Below are 20,419 nucleotides of genomic sequence, written 5' to 3'. Positions count from 1 at the left end.
TCACCGCGCCCTTGTACTTCTCGGTGATGAACTGCTTCACCTCAGGCGAATGCAGGGCCGCAGCCAGCTTCTTCATGGCATCGGCGTCCTTGTTGTCCGGACGGGCCACCAGGATGTTCACGTAAGGCGAATCGCTGCCTTCGATCACCAGGGCGTCCTTCTCCGGATTCAGCTTGGCTTCCAGCGCATAGTTGGTGTTGATCAGCGCCAGGTCGACCTGGGTCAGCACGCGCGGGATGGTGGCCGCTTCCAGTTCGCGGAATTTCAGCTTCTTGTCGTTGCCGGTGATGTCCTTCACGGTCGACAGGATATTCTTGCTGTCCTTGAGCTTGATCACGCCAGCCTTGTCCAGCAGCAGCAGGGCACGGCCGCCGTTGGTGGCGTCGTTGGGGATGACCACGGTGGCGCCGGATGGCAGTTCGTCGAGCTTCTTGTACTTGCTCGAGTAGGCGCCCAGCGGCTCCAGGTGCACGCCGGCAACACTGACCAGCTGCGTGCCCTTGGCCTTGTTGAACTCATCCAGGTACGGCTGGTGCTGGAAGAAGTTGGCGTCCAGGCGCTTTTCGGCTACCTGCACGTTGGGCTGGATGTAATCGGTGAATTCCTTGACCTTCAGCTCCACGCCTTCCTTGGCCAGTTGCGGCTTGACGAAGTTGAGGATCTCGGCGTGCGGCACCGGGGTGGCGGCGACGGTCAGGGTCTCGGCGGCGTTGGCCGAGAAGGCCGCGACGGCGGCGACAACAGCAAGCAGCTTCTTCATTGATCACTCCTTGTGAGGGCCGCGACGGCCCCCGAACGGGTCGGCTGGGCCGACCCCATTGGGGTTACTTACGGGAAAAATGCACCACCAGCTTGTCGCCGACGCTTTGCAGCACTTGCACCAGCACCAGCAACAGGACCACGGTGACCACCATCACGTCGGTCTGGAAGCGCTGGTAGCCGAAGCGGATGGCCAGGTCGCCCAGGCCGCCCGCGCCGACCACGCCGGCCATGGCGGTGTACGAGACCAGGGTGATGGCGGTGACGGTGATGGCGGCGAAGATGCCCGGACGGGCTTCCGGCAGCAAGGCATTGGTGATGATCTGGCGCGTGGTGGCGCCCATCGACTGGGTGGCTTCGATGATGCCGCGATCCACCTCGCGCAGGGCGGTTTCCACCAGGCGGGCGAAGAACGGCGTGGCACCGACCACCAGCGGCGGAATGGCGCCGGCCACGCCCAGCGAGGTGCCGGTGATCAGCACGGTGACCGGGATCATCACGATCAGCAGGATGATGAACGGCAGCGAACGCAGGATGTTCACCAGCAGCGACAGCAAGGCGTACACGCCCTTCTGCTCGAACATCTGCCGTGGTCCGCAGAGGAACAGCAGCACGCCCAGCGGCAGGCCCAGCAGCACGGTGAAGAACAGCGAGCCGAACAGCATGATCAGGGTGTCGACGCTGGCCAGCCAGATTTCGGCCCAGTCGACGTTGGCGAAGAAATTCAGGGCGTCCATCAACGCAGTACCTCCATATGTACGTCAGCTGCCTTGAAGCGGGCGAACGCCGCTTCCATGTCTCCGCCGATCAGGGCGAGGGTGAGCTGGCCATAGGGGACGTCCTTGATGCGGTCGATGCGCCCGGCGAGGATGCTGTAGTCCACGCCGGTCTCGCGGGCCACGGTGCCCAGCAGCGGCGCGTAGGTGGCGTCGCCCTGGAAGGTCAGGCGCACGATGCGGCCCGGCACGTGGGCGAAGTCGTCACGTTGCTCGTTCTCGTCGACCTGCTCGTCTTCCTGGACGAAACGCTTGGTGGTGGCGTGCTGCGGATGCAGGAACACGTCGGCCACCGGGCCCTGCTCGACGATCTGCCCGGCGTCCATCACCGCCACGCAGTCGCAGACCCGACGGATCACGTCCATCTCGTGGGTGATCAGCACGATGGTCAGCTTCAGTTCGCGGTTGATCTCGGCCAGCAGCTGCAGGACCGAGGCGGTGGTCTGCGGGTCGAGGGCGCTGGTGGCCTCGTCGCACAGCAGGATCTTCGGGTTGGTGGCCAGGGCGCGGGCGATGCCGACGCGCTGCTTCTGCCCGCCCGACAGCTGGGCCGGGTACTTCTTCGCGTGCTCGGCCAGGCCGACACGGGCCAGCAGCTCGCTGACGCGCTTGTCGATCGCGGCGCGGGACAACTCGCCGGCCAGCACCAGCGGCAGGGCGACGTTGTCGGCGACGGTCTTGGAGGCCAGCAGGTTGAAGTGCTGGAAGATCATCCCGACCTGCTGGCGGAAGCGGCGCAACTGGTTGGCGTCGAAGGCGGTGACGTCTTCGCCGTCGACGATGATCTTGCCGCCGGACGGCTCCTCGAGACGGTTGATCAGGCGCAGCATGGTGCTCTTGCCGGCACCGGAGTGGCCGATCAGGCCGAACACCTGGCCATCTTCGATGGTCAGGCTGGTCGGGTTCAGGGCCGGGATATCCCTACCGGCGACGCGGTAGGTCTTGTGGACGTTTTGAAACTCGATCACTGAGCGAACCTTGTGGGGCGCATGGAATTTGGGCTGGCTGTTAGCCGGGGTCGCGCATTTTAGCCTTTTCCCCTGAGGGTTCTTAGCATTTATTTCGTATGGGTCCAATCCGATGGGCATAACGCGACGGTCGGCAATCCCGATTGAACGCTGGCAACGGCCTCCCAGTCACTTGTTGAACAAGCCCCAACGGGCAGCCTGAAGACTGATGAGGAGAGCCGAAGATGCCCAGCAACAAGCCCCAGGCGCCGCAGCCGAGCCCGGTCGCCGGCACCGACACCCCCGACAAGGCCAACACCAACGCCAAGTTACAGAGCCTGGAAACCTTTCGCAGCGACGCCAGTGGCCAGGCGCTGCGCACCAACCAGGGGGTGAAGATCGCCGACAACCAGAACAGCCTCAAGGCCGGCGCGCGCGGGCCGTCGCTGCTCGAAGACTTCATCATGCGCGAGAAGATCACCCACTTCGACCATGAGCGCATCCCTGAACGCATCGTCCATGCCCGGGGGTGCGGGGCGCACGGCTACTTCCAGAGCTACGGCTGCCATGCCGGGCTGACCAAGGCCGGCTTCCTGCAGGACCCGGAAAAGGTCACCCCGGTATTCGTGCGCTTCTCCACCGTGCAGGGTCCGCGTGGTTCGGGCGACACGGTGCGCGATGTGCGCGGCTTTGCGGTGAAGTTCTATACCGACGAAGGCAACTTCGACCTGGTCGGCAACAACATGCCGGTGTTCTTCATTCAGGATGCGATCAAGTTTCCCGATTTCGTCCACGCGGTGAAGCCCGAGCCGCACAACGAGATGCCTACCGGCGGCTCGGCCCACGACACTTTCTGGGACTTCGTCTCGCTGGTGCCGGAGTCGGCGCACATGGTCATGTGGGCCATGTCCGACCGCGCCATCCCACGCAGTTTGCGCATGATGGAAGGCTTCGGCGTGCACACCTTCCGCCTGATCAACGCCGAGGGCGTGGCCAGCTTCGTCAAGTTCCACTGGAAGCCGCGCCAGGGCGTGCATTCGCTGCTGTGGGACGAAGCCCAGAAGCTGGCGGGCAAGGATACCGACTACCACCGTCGCGACCTGTGGGAGGCCATCGAGACCGGGCATTACCCGGAGTGGGAGCTGGGTGTGCAGGTCGTGCCCGAGGCCGACGAGCACACGTTCGACTTCGACCTGCTCGACCCGACCAAGCTCATCCCCGAGGAACTGGTGCCGGTCACGCCGCTGGGCAGGATGGTGCTCGACCGCAACCCGGACAATTTCTTCGCCGAAGTGGAGCAGGTCGCTTTCTGTCCGGGGCATATCGTGCCAGGCATCGACTTCAGCAACGACCCGTTGCTGCAAGGGCGGTTGTTCTCCTATACCGATACCCAGATCAGCCGCCTGGGCGGGCCGAACTTCCACGAGATCCCGATCAACCGGCCCGTCGCGCCCAATCACAGCAGCCAGCGCGACGCCATGCACCGGATGACCCTGGACAAGGGCCGTGCGGCGTACGAGCCCAACTCGATCGATGGCGGTTGGCCGAAGGAAACGCCGCCGGCCGCGCGGGACGGCGGTTTCGAGAGCTACCAGGAGCGCATCGACGCGGACAAGATCCGCCAGCGCAGCGAGTCGTTCGGCGACCACTTCTCCCAGGCGCGGCTGTTCTTCCAGAGCATGAGCCCCAGCGAACAGCAGCACATCGTCAAGGCCTACAGTTTCGAGCTGGGCAAGGTCGAGCGCGAGGCGATCCGGGCGCGGGAGGTGGACGAAATCCTCGCCAACATCGACCTGAAGCTGGCGGCGGCGGTGGCGGCCAACCTCGGACTGCCGGCGCCCAAGGCCGGCACGGTCAAGGTCAAGGGCAGCAAACCCGCGCAATCAAAAGCCTTGAGCCAGATGAACCATTCCGCTGAGATCGGCATCAGCGGACGCAAGGTCGCCATTCTGCTGGCCGATGGTGTGGAGGCCGGGAGTGTCGACAAGGTAGTCAAGGCGCTGGAGGCACAACGCGCGCGGCCCATGTTGCTGGGGCCGACCTCGGCGCCGGTGAAGACCGTCGACGGCAAGCCACTGGCGGTGGATGCGTCGATGGAAGGCATGCCGTCGGTGATGTTCGACGGGGTGTGGGTGCCGGCGGGCAAGGCGTCGCTGGAGGCGCTGGAGAAAAGCGGCGTGGCCAGGCACTTCCTGCTGGAGGCTTATAAGCACCTCAAGCCCATTGGGCTGAGCCAGGACGGCAAACCGTTGCTGGAAACGCTTGGGCTGAAGAAGGATGAGGGGGTGCTGCTGGGGGATGCGCAGAAAGTCTTCGATGCCTTTTTCAAGGCCGTCGAGGCGCATCGGATATGGGCTCGGGAGGCGGCCGCCGAGGCGATACCGGCCTAACCATGCATCGCGGGGCAAGCCCGCTCCCACGAGCCATTACCCGGCTTCGTGGGAGCGGGCTTGCCCCGCGATCGTTCACTGCTGATGGGGGACCAGTACCACCTGGGCCGGCAGCGCGCGCTGAATCTCATGCTTTTGCTGTAGCGCGAACCCGCTGTCGAGCTTGCGCACCCGTTTCTCCAGCAGGGTCTTGAGCCATGGTGCGTCCTGGGTGCGCGGCACCTGGAATACCACTTCACACTGGTAATTGACCACGTCGGCGGCGATGTCATCGAGCTGTCGGCGCAGGGCGCGGCTGTCGGTGGTCTTCAAGGCCACCACGGTATTCGGCGCGGTCGGGTCGATCAGCCGGGCCTTGGGCTTGGCTTCAGCCGCCTTCAGCGCCGCCTCGGCCTTTTCCAGCTCGGCCTTGCGCGCCTGGGCCATGGCATCGCCACCGGTCAGCGCCGGGGCCTGGGGCATCAGTGCGCGGGCGCGGGCCAGGGCGGTGGCGGCGGCATTCACGTCGCCCTTCTGCAGGACGATCTGGCTGCGCCGCAGGTAAGCTTCGGCGAGTTGGCGCTGGTGCGCTTCCACCCGTGCATCGTCAGGCGCCTGGGCCTGCAAGGCGGCCAGTTGGTCCTCGGCGGTGGCCAGCTCGTTGCTGGCGATGCTTTGCTCCAGTTGCTGCCAGGCGTCCGGCTGGGCAGGCGCCGACGGCTGCTCGACCGGCTTGCCGGAGCAGGCGGCCAGGAACAGGGAAAACGCGGCAACAAGCAGATAACGTGAGGCGAACGGCTTCATTCCTGCGACTCTCTAATTGCGCAAAAAGCGAGCAAGTCTACACCCAGGGGCGCCCGCTCGAAAACTGGTCCTTTATGACCCGAAAGCGACGCAAAGGTTGCAGGATGCGCCTGCGCGCACCCTGAAAATTCAGCGTTTCGGCAACGCCAGGCTCAGCAAGAATAGCACCGCCGCGCAGACCACGATCGACGGCCCGGCCGGGGTGTCCTTGAACCAGGACAGGGCCAGCCCGCCGCAGACCGCGGTCACGCCCAGCAAACTGGCGCCCAGCGCCATCTGCTCCGGCGAGCGGGCGTGACGCTGTGCCGCGGCTGCCGGGATGATCAGCAGCGAGGTGATCAGCAGCACGCCGACGATCTTCATCGCCACCGCGATCACCACGGCGATCAACAGCATCAGCGCCAGGCGCAGGCCGGTCACCGGCAGGCCCTCGACCATCGCCAGCTCCTCGTGCACGGTGACCGCCAGCAGCGGTCGCCAGAACATCGCCAGCAGTACCAGCACCAAGGCACTGCCGCCGAGGATCCAGGCAAGGTCGGTGGTGCTGATCGCCAGCAGGTCGCCGAACAGGTAGGCCATCAGGTCGATGCGCACATCGTGCATGAAGCTCAGCACCACCAGGCCCAGCGACAGGGTGCTGGGGGCGAGGATGCCGAGCAGGGTGTCCGAGGCCAGCGGCTGGCGCTGTTGCAGGGTCACCAGCAGGATCGCCAGCAGCAGGCAGCCGATGGTCACCGCCAGCGCCGGGCTGACGTCCAGGGCGAAGCCCAGGGCCACGCCCAGCAGCGCGGCATGGGACAGGGTGTCGCCGAAGTAGGCCATGCGCCGCCACACCACGAACGAGCCCAGCGGGCCGGCGACGAGCGCCAGCGACAGGCCGGCAAGCAGGGCGTAGAGAAGAAAATCAGCCATGCTTGCAGTGCTCTCCATGAACATGGGTGCCCGGGGCGATCACCGAGCCATGCAGGTCGTGGCTGTGATCGTGATGGTGGTGGTAGATGGCCAGGCTCGGCGCGTTCTGGCCGAACAGCTCGACGAACGCCGGGTCGTTGCTGACCTGTTCCGGATGGCCCGAACAGCACACGTGACGGTTGAGGCAGACGACCTGGTCGGTGGCGCTCATCACCAGGTGCAGGTCGTGGGAGACCATCAGCACGCCGCAGCCATGGCGATCGCGCAGGCGGGTGATCAGGTTGTACAGCTCGGTCTGACCGACCACGTCGACACCCTGCACCGGCTCATCCAGCACCAGCAGCTCGGGTTCGCGCAGCAGCGCGCGAGCCAGCAGCACGCGCTGCATTTCGCCGCCGGAGATGGTCTGGATCGGGCTGTCGATCACCTGCTCGGCGCCGACTTCCTGCAGCGCCGCCAAGGCCGCCGCGCGGTCCACCCCGGGCACCAGGCGCAGGAAGCGCAGCACCGACAGCGGCAGCGTGGCGTCCACCTGGATCTTCTGCGGCATGTAGCCGATGCGTAGCTTGGGCTTGCGCCACACCTTGCCCTGGTGCGGCTTGAGCAGGCCGAGCACGGCGCGTACCAGGGTGGTCTTGCCGGCGCCGTTGGGGCCGATCAGGGTGACGATCTGGCCCGGCGCGACCGACAGGTCGATGTTGTCGAGCACCGCCTCGCCAGCGAAGCTGACACCGACCTGCTCGAGGCGGATCAGGGCTTCGCTCATGCCTTGCCCCGGCAGTTGCCGCACAGGCCGACCACCTCGACCGTCTGCGTCTCGACGGCGAAGCCGACGGCCTTGGCGCTGCTGACGATGGCGTCGCTGATGCTGTTCTGCTCCAGCTCGATGGCCACGTGGCATGCCCGGCAGATCAGGAATTGGCCCTGGTGCGCATGTTCGGGGTGGCTGCAGCCGATGAAGGCGTTGAGCGAGGCGATGCGGTGCACCAGGCCGTTTTCCAGCAGGAAGTCCAAGGCCCGATAGACGGTGGGCGGCGCGGCGCGGCGGCCATCCTGCTCGCTGAGCACGGCAAGGATGTCGTAGGCGCCCAGCGGCTTGTGGCTCTGCCACACCAGCTCCAGCACGCGGCGGCGCAGGGCGGTCAGGCGCAGGCCCTGACGGTTGCACAGCGCGTCGGCCTCGGCCAGCGCGCTGTGGACGCAATGGGAATGATCGTGGGGGCGGTTGGCCAGCGGCGTGATGGACATGGGCAGCGACGGTTCAGGATGGAGACGTTATTATGTTACCTGTTTCTGACGACCCGAGTATCCACCGTGTCCCGATTCCTTGTCCTCTTTGTCGCTTTCATCGCGTTCTCGGCCCACGCCGACGTGCGCGTGCTGACCAGCATCAAGCCCCTGCAACAGATCGCCGCCGCCGTTCAGGACGGTGTCGGCAGCCCCGATGTGCTGCTGCCGCCGGGCGCCTCCCCGCACAACTACGCGTTGCGCCCGTCCGATGTGCGCAAGGTCGGCGATGCCGACCTGCTGTACTGGATCGGCCCGGACATGGAAGGCTTCCTGCCCCGTGTGCTGAACAGCCGCGCCAAGCCGACCGTGGCCGTGCAGTCGCTGCCGGGCCTGCAGTTGCGTCACTTCGGCGAGGACAGCCATTCCCACGACGAAGAAGACCATGACGATCACGACCATGATCACCGTCCAGGCAGCCTCGATGCGCACCTGTGGCTGTCGTCGGTGAATGCCCGGGTGATCGCGACGAAGATGGCCGGTGACCTGGCGGCTGCGGATCCGGCCAATGCGCCGCGCTACCAGGCCAACCTCAAGCTGTTCGTCGAGCGCATGGATGCCCTGGATGGGCGCATCAAGCAGCGGGTGGCGGGGATCGCCGGCAAGCCGTACTTCGTGTTCCACGAAGCCTTCGACTACTTCGAGGCCGCCTATGGCCTGAAGCACGCCGGCGTGTTCAGCGTCGCCTCGGAAGTGCAGCCGGGGGCGCAGCATGTCGCCGCCATGCGCAAGCGCCTGCAGGCGGTGGGCAAGACCTGTGTGTTCAGCGAGCCGCCGCTGCGCCCGCGCCTGGCCGAGACGCTGACTGCCGGCTTGCCGGTGCGCCTGGCCGAGCTGGATGCGCTGGGGGGCAGCGATGCGGTGGATTCCAGGGGCTATGAGCGCTTGCTGGAGAAGCTTGGCAGCGACCTGACCGGCTGCCTGGAACAGCTCTAACGCCTGGGCTGGTTTCTTCGCGGGTAAACCCGCTCCCACAGGAGTGGACTGCCCCCAAGAAGTTGGACACCAATCCAACCCTTGGGGCAGTCCAGGAGCATGCCATCCCTGTGGGAGCGGGTTTACCCGCGAAGAAGCCGGCGCGGTTACAAGGCGAACGGCAGGTGCAACGCTACCTGCTGGCGCTGTGCCAGGCGCACCTCGAACTCGCTCGGGTCATGGATCATCACATCCATCCCGGCAAAATCCCGCGCCGCGATCAGCCGCGACAGCCAGAAGCGCACGCAGGCCACCCGCAGCATCACCGGCCACAGCTCGGCCTCGGCGGCGGTGAACGGTCGCAGCTTCGCATAGGCGCCCAGCAGGGCCTGGGCGTGCGGCAGGTCGATACCGCCCTGCTCGTCCAGGCACCAGTCGTTCACGGTGATGGCGATGTCATACAGCATCGGCCCGGAGCAGGCGTTGTAGAAGTCGATCAGCCCGGCCAGGTGAGTGCCTTCGAACATCACGTTGTCGCGGAACAGGTCGGCGTGCAGGTTGGCCTTGGGCAGGGCGAGGATCTGCGCCTTGTGCGCGCGGATTTCGTCCAGCGCCGGAGTCAGCAGCGCGGCCTGTTCGGCGTTCAGCCCCGGCAGCAGCTCGGCGCCCGATTGCAGCATCCAGTCCAGGCCTCGGTCGGTGCGGCGCTCGATGATGCGTTCGCGGGTGGCCAGGTGGATGTGCGCCTGCAGCTCGCCGACCTGGGCGCAGTGCTGGTTGTTCGGCTGCTTGACGTGCTTGCCCGACAGCCTTGGTTGCAGCAGCGCCGGCTTGCCGCATAGCTCGCGCAGGCCGTTACCGTCGCGATCGCGCACGGCATAGGGCACCGGCATCTCGGCCTCGTGCAGCACGTCGAGCAGCTCGATGAAGAACGGCATGTCTTCGGCCGGTCCGCGCTCGATCAGCGTGAGGACGAACTCCCCTTTTTCCAGGCTGACGAAGAAATTGCTGTTTTCGGTACCGGCGGCGATGCCCTGGAAGTCGAGCAGGCGGCCCAGCTCGTACGGCGCCAGAAAGGTTTCCAGCTCAGGCCGGGTCACAGGGGTGAAGACTGACATGTTGAGAAGTTGCCCATGCGGGCACTTCCGCCGGGAAGTGCCTGGTTGATAAGAACGATACGCGCTATTGCATTACCACTCGAAGATCTTCCACGACGGAATCAGCATGTCCGGCTGGTCGGATCGAATGAAGTTGCCTTCGGAGCCATCGGCGCGTACCAGGAAATAAGGCTTTCCGCCCTTCGGCGTGACCTTGATCGCATACAGGAAGCCGTTTTGCCGGTACTCCTGGATGGTCTTGTCGCCTTCCGTGCGAATGGTTACATCGGGATCGGCCGATGGGGCTTCGTCCGCCGCCAGGGTGACGACTGGCATGGTGGCCAGCAGACCGAGCAGTAACAGGCGATTGAGTGTGCGCATGATAACCTAGTCCCTTTGTCGTCATTGATCCGGCTATTCTAGCGCCGGACCCGCCGAAAAGGTTGATTCTCCTCATGAGCCAAGCGCCCCTCGTCCTGGTGGACGGTTCCTCCTACCTCTACCGCGCCTTCCACGCGCTGCCGCCGCTGACCACCTCCAAAGGCATGCCCACCGGCGCGGTCAAGGGCGTGCTGAACATGCTCAAGAGCCTGCGCAAGCAGTACCCGGACAGCCTGTTCGCGGTGGTCTTCGACGCCAAGGGCGGGACCTTCCGCGACGCCATGTTCGCCGAATACAAGGCCAACCGCCCGAGCATGCCCGACGACCTGCGGGTGCAGGTCGAGCCGCTGCACGCCAGCGTCCGCGCCCTTGGCTACCCACTGCTGTGCGTCGAAGGCGTGGAGGCCGACGATGTCATCGGCACCCTGGCGCGCAGCAGCGCGGCGAACGGCCGGCCGGTGATCATCTCGACTGGCGACAAGGACATGGCCCAGTTGGTGGATGGCCACGTCACGTTGGTCAACACCATGACCGGGAGCGTGCTGGACGTTGCTGGCGTGCACGAGAAATTCGGCGTCGGCCCGGAGCACATCATCGATTTTCTCGCCCTGATGGGCGACAAGGTCGACAACATCCCCGGCGTGCCGGGTGTCGGCGAAAAGACCGCCGTCGGTCTGCTGACCGGCATCGGCGGTGGTCTGAGCGACCTGTACCAGAACCTCGACAAAGTGCCGAGCCTGGCCATTCGCGGTGCCAAGACCCTGCCGGCCAAGCTGGAGGAACACCGCGACGCGGCCTTCCTGTCCTACGAGCTGGCGACCATCAAGTGCGATGTGGAGCTGGATGTCGAGGTCGACGCGCTGGTCTGCGGCGAGCCCGACCGTGAAACCTTGCTGGCGCTGTACACCGAGATGGAGTTCAAGAGCTGGATCGCCGACGTGCAGCGCGATGCCGCCCAGGCGGGCGCCAGCGTCGCGGCCAGCGACACGCCTGCAGCCGTCCAGGCCGAGCCGAAGTACGAGACCATCCTCGACCAGGCCCGTTTCGACGCCTGGCTGGAAAAGCTGCGCCAGGCGCCGCTGTTCGCCTTCGACACCGAGACCACCGGCCTCGACGCGCAGCAGGCGCAACTGGTCGGCCTGTCGTTCGCGGTCGAGCCCCATGAGGCGGCCTACGTGCCGCTGGCCCACGACTACGAAGGCGCCCCCGCCCAGTTGGACCGTGACGCCGTGCTGCTGGCCCTGAAGCCTCTGCTGGAGGACCCGGCCAAGGGCAAGATCGGCCAGAATGCCAAGTACGACATCAATATCCTGGCCAACGGCAGCCCGGCCATCGACATGCGCGGCGTGGCCTACGACACCATGCTCGAGTCCTACGTGCTCGACTCCACCGCCACCCGTCACGACATGGACAGCCTGGCGCAGAAGTACCTGGATCACACCACCATCGGCTTCGAGGACATTGCTGGCAAGGGCGCCAAGCAACTGACCTTCAACCAGATCGCCCTGGAAAAGGCCGGCCCCTACGCGGCCGAGGACGCCGACATCACCCTGCGCCTGCACCAGGCGCTGCAGGCGCGATTGGCGAAGACACCGAGTGTGCTGCCGGTGCTGATGGAAATCGAAATGCCACTGGTGCCGGTGCTGGCCAAGATCGAGCGCCAGGGCGCGCTGGTCGATGCCGCGCTGCTGGGCGTGCAGAGTGGCGAGCTGGGGGCCAAGCTGGTCGAACTGGAGCGCGAGGCGTTCGCGCTGGCCGGCGAGGCGTTCAACCTCGGCTCGCCCAAGCAGCTCGGCGCGATTCTCTACGACAAGCTGGGCATGCCGGTGCTGAGCAAGACCGCCAAGGGCCAGCCGTCCACCGCCGAGGCGGTGCTCGACGACCTGGCCGAACAAGGCTACCCGCTGCCCAAGGTGCTGATGCAGTACCGCAGCCTGAGCAAGCTCAAGAGCACCTATACCGACAAGCTGCCGGGGCAGATCAACCCGCGCACCGGACGTATCCACACCTCGTACCAGCAGGCCGTGGCCGCCACCGGCCGGCTGTCGTCCAGCGACCCGAACCTGCAGAACATCCCGATTCGCACCGCCGAAGGCCGCCGTATTCGCCAGGCCTTCGTCGCCAGCCCCGGTTATAAGCTGCTGGCGGCGGACTACTCGCAGATCGAGCTGCGTATCATGGCTCATTTGGCCAAGGACGAAGGCCTGCTGCATGCCTTCCGCAACGATCTCGACGTGCACCGCGCCACCGCCGCCGAAGTGTTCGGCGTGGCCTTGGAGGCCGTCACCCTTGACCAGCGTCGCAGCGCCAAGGCGATCAACTTCGGCCTGATCTACGGCATGAGCGCGTTCGGCCTGGCCAAGCAGATCGGCGTCGATCGCAAGCAATCGCAGGACTACATCGACCGCTACTTCGCCCGCTACCCCGGCGTGCTGGCATACATGGAGCGCACCCGTGCCCAGGCCGCCGAGCAGGGCTTCGTCGAAACCCTGTTCGGTCGGCGTCTGTACCTGCCGGACATCAACGCCAAGAACCCGGCCCTGCGCAAGGGCGCCGAGCGTACGGCGATCAACGCGCCGATGCAGGGCACGGCGGCGGACATCATCAAGCGCGCCATGGTCGCGGTGGACAACTGGCTGAACCAGAGCGGGCTGGATGCGCGGGTGATCCTGCAGGTCCATGACGAACTGGTGCTGGAAGTGCGCGAGGACCTGGTCGAACAGGTCAAGGATGAAATTCGCGCGCACATGAGCAATGCCGCCCAGCTGGATGTGCCGCTGCTGGTGGAAGTGGGTGTTGGCTCGAATTGGGACGAAGCTCACTAAACGACGCGGGAAAGCTGTGTAGGATCTGCGGCGTGGTGTCGCGGATCCGGCGCTTAGATCGAGAGTTTCATGAAACTATCGCAAATAGTTTCGAGGGGCTCGGAACTAAACCGGTGAACCGCCACTCAGAGGTACTGAATGGCTGGTGAAGCCTTTCGATGCTCCTATGTTGTGTTAAGTGTTGGCAGATACCCGGACCCCGCCCTAGCGGTCCGGACTTAAACCCCGAACTTCCCCCTCCCCATACGAAGTCCGGGGTTTTTTTTGCCCGGAGTTCGGCGTGAAGTCTGGGAAATCCGTGGGAGCGGGCTTGCCCCGCGATCGACTGATCGCGGGGCAAGCCCGCTCCCACGAAAGTATCCCTTGGCCTTCAGACAGCTGGCTTGTCTTCCAGCTCCATCCAATCCGCCAGTACCCGGTACGCCTCTTCCAGCCCCAGGCGCTTGGGCGCCGAGAACAGCTGGATGGTCGCGCCGTCGCCCCAGCCCTTGCGGATCTCCGACTGCACCTTGAGCAGGGTATTCTTGCCGGCGCCGTGGGTCAGCTTGTCGGCCTTGGTCAGCAGGATATGCATGGGCATGGCGCTGGCCTTGGCCCAGTCGAGCATCATCTTGTCGAAGTCGGTCATCGGGTGGCGCACGTCCATCATCAGGATCACCCCGCGCAGGCACTCGCGGCTGCCCAGGTAGGCCTCCAGGTGCTTCTGCCAGTGCTGCTTGAGCGGAATCGGGACTTTTGCATATCCGTAACCCGGCAGGTCGACCAAACGCCGTTCATCGTCCAGACTGAAGAAATTCAGCAGCTGGGTGCGGCCGGGAGTCTTCGAGGTACGCGCCAGGCTGGCATGGGTCAGGGTGTTGAGGGCGCTGGATTTGCCGGCGTTGGAACGGCCGGCGAAAGCCACCTCGTAACCCTGGTCTTCGGGGCATTGTTCGACCTTGGCGGCGCTGAGGGCGAATTTGGCTTTCTGGCAGAGGCCGAGGATGGGGTTCTTGACTTGCATGGGATATCCGATGTGGGTGTTGCCCAGCACTGGAACGGTTGGCCCAGGCGCGGCAAGCGGTGTCGTTTCCGTTTGGATGGCGGAAGTATATAATGCCCCAGTTTTTGTGTGCTCATTCTCCCAGCGAAGGAGCATGAGCATGGGGTGTCGAACAATAGCTCGCGCAACAGAACGCAGCGCGGCCCCCAACCCTGTCAGGTCGTTCCGCTTGGCGAAATGGCTGCTTGCTGTCGGTTTGTTCCTACCGTTTTTCAGCGCACAGGCTACACAGGATCCCGAGGCGTTGTACAACCGCACGTGCGCGGCCTGTCACGCCGGACAGTTGCCACAGGCACCCAGAAGCGGTGACCGGGCAGCCTGGGAACCGAGGCTGGCGCAAGGCATGGAACAGCTGGTGACGCATGTGACGCAGGGTTTCAAGGCTATGCCGCCGCGTGGATTGTGCATGGACTGCAGTGCCGAGGACTACCGTTTGGTCATCCTTTGGATGAGCGGCAGTCCCGATACATAACATTTCACCCTTAGCCGTGTTGGATTAGCTGATGAACAAACTATTCGTGAGTCTGCTGTTGACCATGGGGGTCGCAGGTGCGGCAAGTGCTGCGGGACCGATCAAAGGCGATGCTGCTGCCGGTCAGGCCAAAACAGCTGTCTGTGGGGCCTGCCACAACCCTGACGGCAACAGCCTGGCACCGAACTTCCCGAAACTCGCCGGCCAAGGTGAGCCCTACCTGAACAAGCAACTGCATGACATCAAGGACGGCAAGCGTACCGTGCTGGAGATGACCGGCATGCTGGCCAACTTCAACGACCAGGACCTGGCCGATATCGCCGCCTACTTCGCCAGCCAGAAAGGCAGCGTGGGCGCCGCCGACCCGAAACTGGTCGAGCGCGGCCGTGCCCTGTTCAATGGCGGCAACCTCGAGAAAGGCATGCCCGCCTGCACCGGCTGCCACTCGCCCAACGGCGCGGGCATCGCCCTGGCGAAATTCCCGCACCTGAGCGGCCAGCACGCGCAGTACGTCAGCAAGCAGCTGACCGACTTCCGCGAAGGCAACCGCACCAACGACGGCGACGCCATGACCATGCGCACCATCGCCGGCAAACTGAGCAACAAGGACATCGAAGCCCTGTCCAGCTACATCCAGGGCCTGCACTGATCTCATCCTCTCGGTGGGAGCGGGCTTGCCCCGCGATGCGGCATGAACATGCGTTAACACTCGGTTAATGCTTCAGCGCTAAAGATGAAAAGGGCAGCCCAGGCTGCCCTTTTTTCTGTCCATAGCCGTTACACTACAGAACTCGAGCCCTTCCCGGCCTGTCCTACGCAGGTCGCGTCGAGGCGACCAAAGACTGCTCAGGAGTAAAGCATGCGTAAACTGATTCTCAGCGCTGCGCTGGTCGCCGCCAGCGTATTCGGTATGGCCGCCGTGCAGGCCGCGGAGCCTGCCACCGCCGGCAAGGAATATGTCGAGCTGAGCAACCCCGTGCCGGTATCCGTGCCGGGCAAGATCGAAGTCGTCGAGCTGTTCTGGTACGGCTGCCCGCACTGCTACCACTTCGAACCGGTCATCAACCCCTGGGCTGAAAAACTGCCGAAGGACGTCAACTTCAAGCGCATCCCGGCCATGTTCGGCGGCCCATGGGATGCCCATGGCCAGATGTTCCTGACCCTCGAAGCCATGGGTGTGGAGCACAAGGTTCACGCCGCAGTGTTCGACGCCATCCAGAACCAGCGCAAGCGCCTGACCGACCCGAACGACATGGCCGACTTCCTGGCCACCCAGGGCGTGGACAAGGACAAGTTCCTCGCCACTTTCAACTCCTTCGCCATCAAGGGTCAGGTCAACCAGGCCAAGGAACTGGCCAAGAAGTACGAAATCACCGGCGTTCCGAGCATGGTCGTCAACGGCAAGTACCGCTTCGACCTGGGCACCGCCGGTGGTCCGGAAGGCGTGCTGAACGTCGCCGACCAGCTGATCGCCAAGGAGCGCGCCGCTAAGTAAGCGGCGACCGCCATGCGCTTGCGTGCCACGCGAGGCATCGGCCTGCACCAACCGCAGGTCAACGAGCATCACCTGCGGGCCCCCGGCCTGCCGGAAGATGGTCGCCTGCGGCTGCTCAGCTTCAATATCCAGGTCGGCATCAGCACCGAGCGCTACCGCCACTATGTGACGCGCAGCTGGCAGCACCTGCTGCCGCACAACGGGCGTGCCGGCAACTTGCAGAAGATCGGCGATTTGCTCGGCGACTTCGACTTGGTGGCCCTGCAGGAGGCCGATGGCGGCAGCCTGCGCTCGGGCTTCGTCAACCAGGTGGAGCACCTGGCCCAGCTGGGCGCCTTCCCTTACTGGTACCAGCAGCTCAACCGCAACCTCGGGCGTTTCGCCCAGCACAGCAATGGCGTGCTCAGCCGCCTCAAGCCCCAGCGCCTGGAAGACCACCCGCTGCCCGGCCCGTCCGGTCGTGGGGCGATCCTGGTGCGCTTCGGCGAAGGCGAGGATGCGTTGATCGTGGTCATGATGCACCTGGCCCTTGGCGCCAAGACCCGGGCCCGCCAACTGGCCTACATCCGCGAGCTCATCGGTGGCTACCGCCACCAGATCCTCATGGGCGACATGAACACCCATGCCACCGACCTGCTCGACCACTCGCCCCTGCGCGACCTTGGCCTGATCGCCCCGCAGGTCGAGGCCACCTTCCCCAGCTGGCGTCCGCAGCGCTGCCTGGACCATATCCTGCTCAGCTCGAGCCTGACGCTGGAGCGTGTCGAGGTGCTGGCCCAGCCAATCTCGGACCACCTCCCCGTCGCCGTCGAGATCCGATTGCCTGACGCCCTGACTGTGGATACGCTGCCGGTCCTGAGCTAGGCCTGCTGGCGCGAACCGGGCACTCAAGTGTTCGAGTTTTCCGCCGAAACCCAGTCATCACAGGGCTAGATGCCATCACCCGTCGCGGATCCAGGCATGACCGAAGAAGCCGAGCGCTGGAAAGAAAAATACCTCAAGAGCATCGAGCGCCAGGAAAAGCTCGAGCGGCGCTGGGAAGCCCGCCTCGACCTGCTGCGCCGTGGCCTGGTGCGCAGCACCCTGGCGGCGGAGGGCAGTGACAAGACCGTCGATCAGTGCATGAAGGAAATGCGCGAGGTGATCCGCAGCGACAACATGGACGCCGGCCTCGCCGGGCTGATTCCGCGCCTGGAAAAGGCCGTGCTCGACTCCGAGCAGCGCCGCGAGACCCGCATGAACCAGGTCAGCGAGGCGCTCACTGCGCTGGTCACCCAGCTGCAGACCTTGCCCTTGCCTGGCGATGTATCGCGGCCCCTGAAGAAACTGGCGAAGAAACTCGATGGTGGCGTCAGTCAGTCGCGGGAACTTCCGCCCTTGCTGGGCGAGCTCAGTGGCTTGCAGGGGCAGGCCTTGAGCTCACTGCACAGACCCGCCGAGGAGGCCCGCCCAGGGTTCCTGCAGCGCCTGTTCGGTGGGCGCGACGAGCCCCAGGGTGAGGCAGTGGGCGACGAGACGCCTGCGCCGCCAGCGCAGAAAGCACCCACCGTGCAAGCCAGCGCGCCCGAGGCACGGGATGCCGACGAGTTGCAGGCATTGCCTGCCCCTGCTGCCCAGGCCGAGCATGAGCCGATCCGGCATGTGGACGAGGCCGTATCAGCGCCTGAGGTCGAAGCACCGGGGCCGGCGCTGGTCGATACCACGCCGTTGCCCGTCGTTGAGCCGCTGCCTGAGGCGCCTCCCGTGGCAGTGCCGAAAGAGGACAGCGAGACCGCCCCTGAGTTGGCGGCGATCACCGAGGATACGCAGGCCCTGCAGGATCTCCAGGAGCCCGAGCCCGTGGTGGCTGTCGAGGAAGAAGGCCCCTACGCCCTCCCCGACGCCCTCGAACCGCCTTATAGCCAGGTCGCCGCCCATATCGAGCAAACCCTGATCGGCCTGCTCGACGACCTCAGCCTGCCCGAGCGCCACAAGGCCCAAGCCCTGGAAATGCGCGAGCGGGTTGCCCGCGGCCTGAACTGGTACGAACTGATTCCGGTGCTGGATGACCTGGCCGTGCTCATGCTGGCGATCACCGACAGTGGCCAGCATGAGTTCGAAGCCTACCTGCAACAGCTCAACGTGCGCCTGGAGACCTTCCAGAGCCACCTGCACGAAGCCAGCGCTGGCCATGCCGACAACAGCTCCGCCGCCCGCGAGCTCGACAGCCAGTTGCGCGAGCAGGTCGATGGCCTGCAGAACAGCGTGCAGGGCGCCGTCGATGTGGACAGCCTCAAGCACATCCTGGAAAACCGCCTCGAAGGCCTGCTGGTGACCATGGACGAGCACCAGCATGAGCGCGACCGCCGCGAGCAGGAGCTGGCCGGTCGCCTGCAGGGGCTGGCGGCCCGCGTGGCGAGCATGGAGCAGGAGGCGCTTGGCTACCGCGAGCACCTCGAGGAACAGCGGCAAAAGGCGATGATCGACCCGCTGACCGGGTTGCCGAACCGTGCGGCCTGGAGCGAGCAGGTCGAGCGCGAAATGCTCGACTGGCAGGAGAACGGTGGCCACCTGGCCATGGCCATCCTCGACCTCGACCATTTCAAGCGAATCAACGATGGCTACGGTCACCTGGCGGGCGACAAGGTGCTGAAGATCGTCGCCGAGCAACTGCGCAAGCGCCTGCGTGGCCGTGACTTCATCGCCCGTTTCGGCGGCGAGGAGTTCGTGCTGCTGCTGCCTCAGACCTCGCCTCCCGCGGCGGCACAGGTGGCAGAAGCGTTGCGCGCGGCGGTCGAGGCTTGTCCGTTTCACTTCAAGGGCGAACGGGTGGTGATCACCACGTCCATCGGCATCAGCGCCTTCCGTTCCGGCGAGCGTGGTGATCAGGTGCTCAAGCGTGCGGACGAGGCGCTGTACCGAGCCAAGGACCAGGGGCGCAATCGCGTCGTGCAGGCATAAATAGTTACCGCTTCTTCGGCTCCCGAGGGCTCGACACTGATGGCCAGCGCTGCTTGCGCAGCGCATCGCCAACAGATCGATCTTGAAAGGAGCTACAGAATGAAAATGACCAAGTGGATCATGCCACTGCTGCTGGGCCTGGCGTTCCAGGCAAGTGCAATGGCCAAGGACATGATCCTCACCGCCCACGTGGGTGCCGATGGCAGCGTGCTGCGCCAGTGGCCTGAGTGGATCGCCCAGGTCGAGCGCCAACCGCAGGCCAACTACTTCACCCAGTACAAGCTGAAGTTCAATCCCCGCATCGTGCATCAGGATCCAGGCTTCTGCTCGGTGTCGCCGATCGATGCCAGCAGCTACGACCGGCAGATGCACGGCCAGGCCAAGGTGATCGGCAAGCCGCTGGCCGAGCAGGTGACCGTGATGACCCAGCTGGTGGACAAGAAAGGCCCGAGCGGTGACAACTCGCTGGAGTTTCTGCTGATGTGCGTGCGCTGAGTCGATAGCCGATCGTCAACGACAGGCCCAGAGCACGTTATACTGTAGCGCTGTTGTCGCCTACTCAATGACGTGCTCTGTGCAATGAAAAAACTCCTCACCGCCCTGTTCCTGCTGGCTCTGGCTGGTTGCTCCAGTGGCTTGCGCATCGATCGCAGCCACCCTTCGGCCAACCAGGACAGCCGTATCCAGTTCGTCGTCGTGCATTACACCAACGCTTCGCTCGAGCGGTCGCTTGCGCTGCTGACCCACGGCGAGGTCAGTGCCCACTACCTGATCGGCGACGGACCGGCCACGGTCTACCAGCTGGTGGACGAAAGCCGTCGCGCCTGGCACGCCGGCGACAGCCAATGGCAGGGCCGTACCTGGCTCAACTCCAGCTCCATCGGCATCGAAATCGTCAACCCGGGCTATACCGACACGCCGGCCGGCCGGGTCTGGCACCCCTACAGCGAAGCGCAGGTCCAGGCGCTGATCGCCCTGCTCAGGGACATCGTCCAGCGTAACCACATCGATCCGCGCCATATCATCGGCCATAGCGACATCGCGCCATTGCGCAAGCTCGATCCGGGGCCGCTGTTCCCCTGGAAGCGCCTGGCCGACGCCGGGCTGGGTATATGGCCGGATGCCGCCGCCGTGGCGCGGCAGCAGGCCTACTTCGAGGTCAACCCGCCTACCATCAGCTGGTATCAGCAGCAACTGGCGCGCTTCGGCTATGCCATCGAGCAGACCGGCGAGCTGGATGTGGCCACGCGGCATGTGATTGCCGCCTTCCAGATGCGTTTCCGTCCCCAGCGCTTCGACGGCATGCCGGATGCGCAGACCGCCGCGATGCTGCAGGTGCTCAACCGCAAGGGTTAAGCCCTGCATAGGCCCCAGGGCGCTTTAGCGCCCAACGGCCGC

20 protein-coding genes are annotated in these 20,419 nt (G+C 65.0%); 10 read left to right on the top strand and 10 right to left on the bottom strand.

The window, feature by feature from the left end:
• The 3 genes from N5D48_RS12745 to N5D48_RS12735 form a co-directional block, all read right to left on the bottom strand.
• Nucleotides 1-760: MetQ/NlpA family ABC transporter substrate-binding protein (locus N5D48_RS12745; protein ID WP_279884662.1), on the bottom strand; the 760-nt coding region annotated here is incomplete at its 3' end.
• Nucleotides 761-824: 64 nt separating this feature from the next.
• Nucleotides 825-1,496 carry an ABC transporter permease gene (locus N5D48_RS12740; RefSeq protein WP_279884659.1) on the bottom strand — a complete coding sequence of 224 codons (672 nt, stop codon included), beginning with the start codon at nt 1,494-1,496 and terminating at the stop codon, nt 825-827.
• A complete protein-coding gene (locus tag N5D48_RS12735; protein ID WP_279884657.1) occupies nt 1,496-2,503 on the bottom strand; it encodes a methionine ABC transporter ATP-binding protein in 1,008 nt (335 codons plus the stop codon). The genes N5D48_RS12740 and N5D48_RS12735 overlap by 1 nt, the downstream gene beginning before the upstream one ends.
• A 224-nt stretch (nt 2,504-2,727) precedes the next feature.
• Between N5D48_RS12735 and katE the strand changes: the two genes are divergently transcribed.
• Nucleotides 2,728-4,872: a catalase HPII gene (katE, locus tag N5D48_RS12730; protein WP_279884655.1), complete on the top strand. Its 2,145-nt coding sequence runs from the start codon at nt 2,728-2,730 to the stop codon at nt 4,870-4,872.
• Nucleotides 4,873-4,947: 75 nt separating this feature from the next.
• On the opposite strand, the gene N5D48_RS12725 is transcribed toward katE, so the two are convergent.
• From N5D48_RS12725 to zur, 4 genes are all read right to left on the bottom strand, one after another.
• Nucleotides 4,948-5,655: a PA5502 family lipoprotein gene (locus tag N5D48_RS12725; RefSeq protein WP_279884652.1), complete on the bottom strand. Its 708-nt coding sequence runs from the start codon at nt 5,653-5,655 to the stop codon at nt 4,948-4,950.
• Nucleotides 5,656-5,784: 129 nt separating this feature from the next.
• Nucleotides 5,785-6,567, bottom strand: a complete 783-nt coding sequence (znuB, locus tag N5D48_RS12720; protein WP_279884649.1) for a zinc ABC transporter permease subunit ZnuB — start codon at nt 6,565-6,567, stop codon at nt 5,785-5,787.
• Nucleotides 6,560-7,333: a zinc ABC transporter ATP-binding protein ZnuC gene (znuC, locus tag N5D48_RS12715; RefSeq protein ID WP_279884647.1), complete on the bottom strand. Its 774-nt coding sequence runs from the start codon at nt 7,331-7,333 to the stop codon at nt 6,560-6,562. The genes znuB and znuC overlap by 8 nt, the downstream gene beginning before the upstream one ends.
• Complete coding sequence (gene zur, locus N5D48_RS12710; RefSeq protein WP_279884645.1) at nt 7,330-7,815, bottom strand: zinc uptake transcriptional repressor Zur; 486 nt, start codon at nt 7,813-7,815, stop codon at nt 7,330-7,332. Before zur ends, znuC begins: the two co-directional genes overlap by 4 nt.
• Nucleotides 7,816-7,833: 18 nt before the next feature.
• Here zur and N5D48_RS12705 point away from each other — a divergent pair, with 18 nt between their 5' ends.
• Nucleotides 7,834-8,790 carry a zinc ABC transporter substrate-binding protein gene (locus N5D48_RS12705; RefSeq protein ID WP_279884642.1) on the top strand — a complete coding sequence of 319 codons (957 nt, stop codon included), beginning with the start codon at nt 7,834-7,836 and terminating at the stop codon, nt 8,788-8,790.
• Between the two features lie 146 nt (nt 8,791-8,936).
• Here N5D48_RS12705 and N5D48_RS12700 read toward each other — a convergent pair whose 3' ends face one another.
• Together N5D48_RS12700 and N5D48_RS12695 are read right to left on the bottom strand one after the other, a co-directional pair.
• Nucleotides 8,937-9,887 carry a homoserine kinase gene (locus N5D48_RS12700; protein WP_279884639.1) on the bottom strand — a complete coding sequence of 317 codons (951 nt, stop codon included), beginning with the start codon at nt 9,885-9,887 and terminating at the stop codon, nt 8,937-8,939.
• 72 nt (nt 9,888-9,959) lie between these two features.
• Nucleotides 9,960-10,247: a DUF2782 domain-containing protein gene (locus tag N5D48_RS12695; RefSeq protein WP_279884637.1), complete on the bottom strand. Its 288-nt coding sequence runs from the start codon at nt 10,245-10,247 to the stop codon at nt 9,960-9,962.
• A gap of 74 nt (nt 10,248-10,321) precedes the next feature.
• On the opposite strand from N5D48_RS12695, the gene polA reads away from it, so the two are divergent.
• On the top strand, nt 10,322-13,072 hold the full coding sequence (polA, locus tag N5D48_RS12690; protein ID WP_279884635.1) for a DNA polymerase I: 2,751 nt from the start codon (nt 10,322-10,324) through the stop codon (nt 13,070-13,072).
• A 370-nt stretch (nt 13,073-13,442) separates the two neighbouring features.
• On the opposite strand, the gene yihA is transcribed toward polA, so the two are convergent.
• The gene (gene yihA, locus N5D48_RS12685) at nt 13,443-14,075 is read right to left on the bottom strand and encodes a ribosome biogenesis GTP-binding protein YihA/YsxC (protein ID WP_279884633.1); all 633 of its coding nucleotides are present in this window, start codon (nt 14,073-14,075) and stop codon (nt 13,443-13,445) included.
• 208 nt (nt 14,076-14,283) lie between these two features.
• Between yihA and N5D48_RS12680 the strand changes: the two genes are divergently transcribed.
• From N5D48_RS12680 to N5D48_RS12650, 7 genes are all read left to right on the top strand, one after another.
• Complete coding sequence (locus N5D48_RS12680; protein WP_279808597.1) at nt 14,284-14,586, top strand: c-type cytochrome; 303 nt, start codon at nt 14,284-14,286, stop codon at nt 14,584-14,586.
• Nucleotides 14,587-14,617: 31 nt separating this feature from the next.
• On the top strand, nt 14,618-15,235 hold the full coding sequence (locus N5D48_RS12675; protein ID WP_279884631.1) for a c-type cytochrome: 618 nt from the start codon (nt 14,618-14,620) through the stop codon (nt 15,233-15,235).
• A 210-nt stretch (nt 15,236-15,445) separates the two neighbouring features.
• Nucleotides 15,446-16,081 (top strand): thiol:disulfide interchange protein DsbA, encoded by a 636-nt coding sequence (gene dsbA / locus N5D48_RS12670; RefSeq protein WP_279884628.1) that lies wholly within the window; start codon nt 15,446-15,448, stop codon nt 16,079-16,081.
• 12 nt (nt 16,082-16,093) lie between these two features.
• A complete protein-coding gene (locus tag N5D48_RS12665; RefSeq protein WP_279884626.1) occupies nt 16,094-16,945 on the top strand; it encodes an endonuclease/exonuclease/phosphatase family protein in 852 nt (283 codons plus the stop codon).
• Between the two features lie 96 nt (nt 16,946-17,041).
• A complete protein-coding gene (locus N5D48_RS12660; protein ID WP_279884624.1) occupies nt 17,042-19,021 on the top strand; it encodes a diguanylate cyclase in 1,980 nt (659 codons plus the stop codon).
• A gap of 99 nt (nt 19,022-19,120) precedes the next feature.
• Nucleotides 19,121-19,516 (top strand): hypothetical protein, encoded by a 396-nt coding sequence (locus N5D48_RS12655; RefSeq protein WP_279884622.1) that lies wholly within the window; start codon nt 19,121-19,123, stop codon nt 19,514-19,516.
• 84 nt (nt 19,517-19,600) lie between these two features.
• Entirely contained in the window at nt 19,601-20,377 is a 777-nt protein-coding gene (locus tag N5D48_RS12650; RefSeq protein WP_279884619.1) for an N-acetylmuramoyl-L-alanine amidase, read from the top strand.
• Nucleotides 20,378-20,419 lie beyond the last annotated feature (42 nt).

The sequence above is a fragment of the Pseudomonas sp. GD03858 genome, from assembly GCF_029840925.1.
Classification (GTDB): domain Bacteria; phylum Pseudomonadota; class Gammaproteobacteria; order Pseudomonadales; family Pseudomonadaceae; genus Aquipseudomonas.
This window is presented reverse-complemented; position numbering and strand designations above follow the sequence as displayed.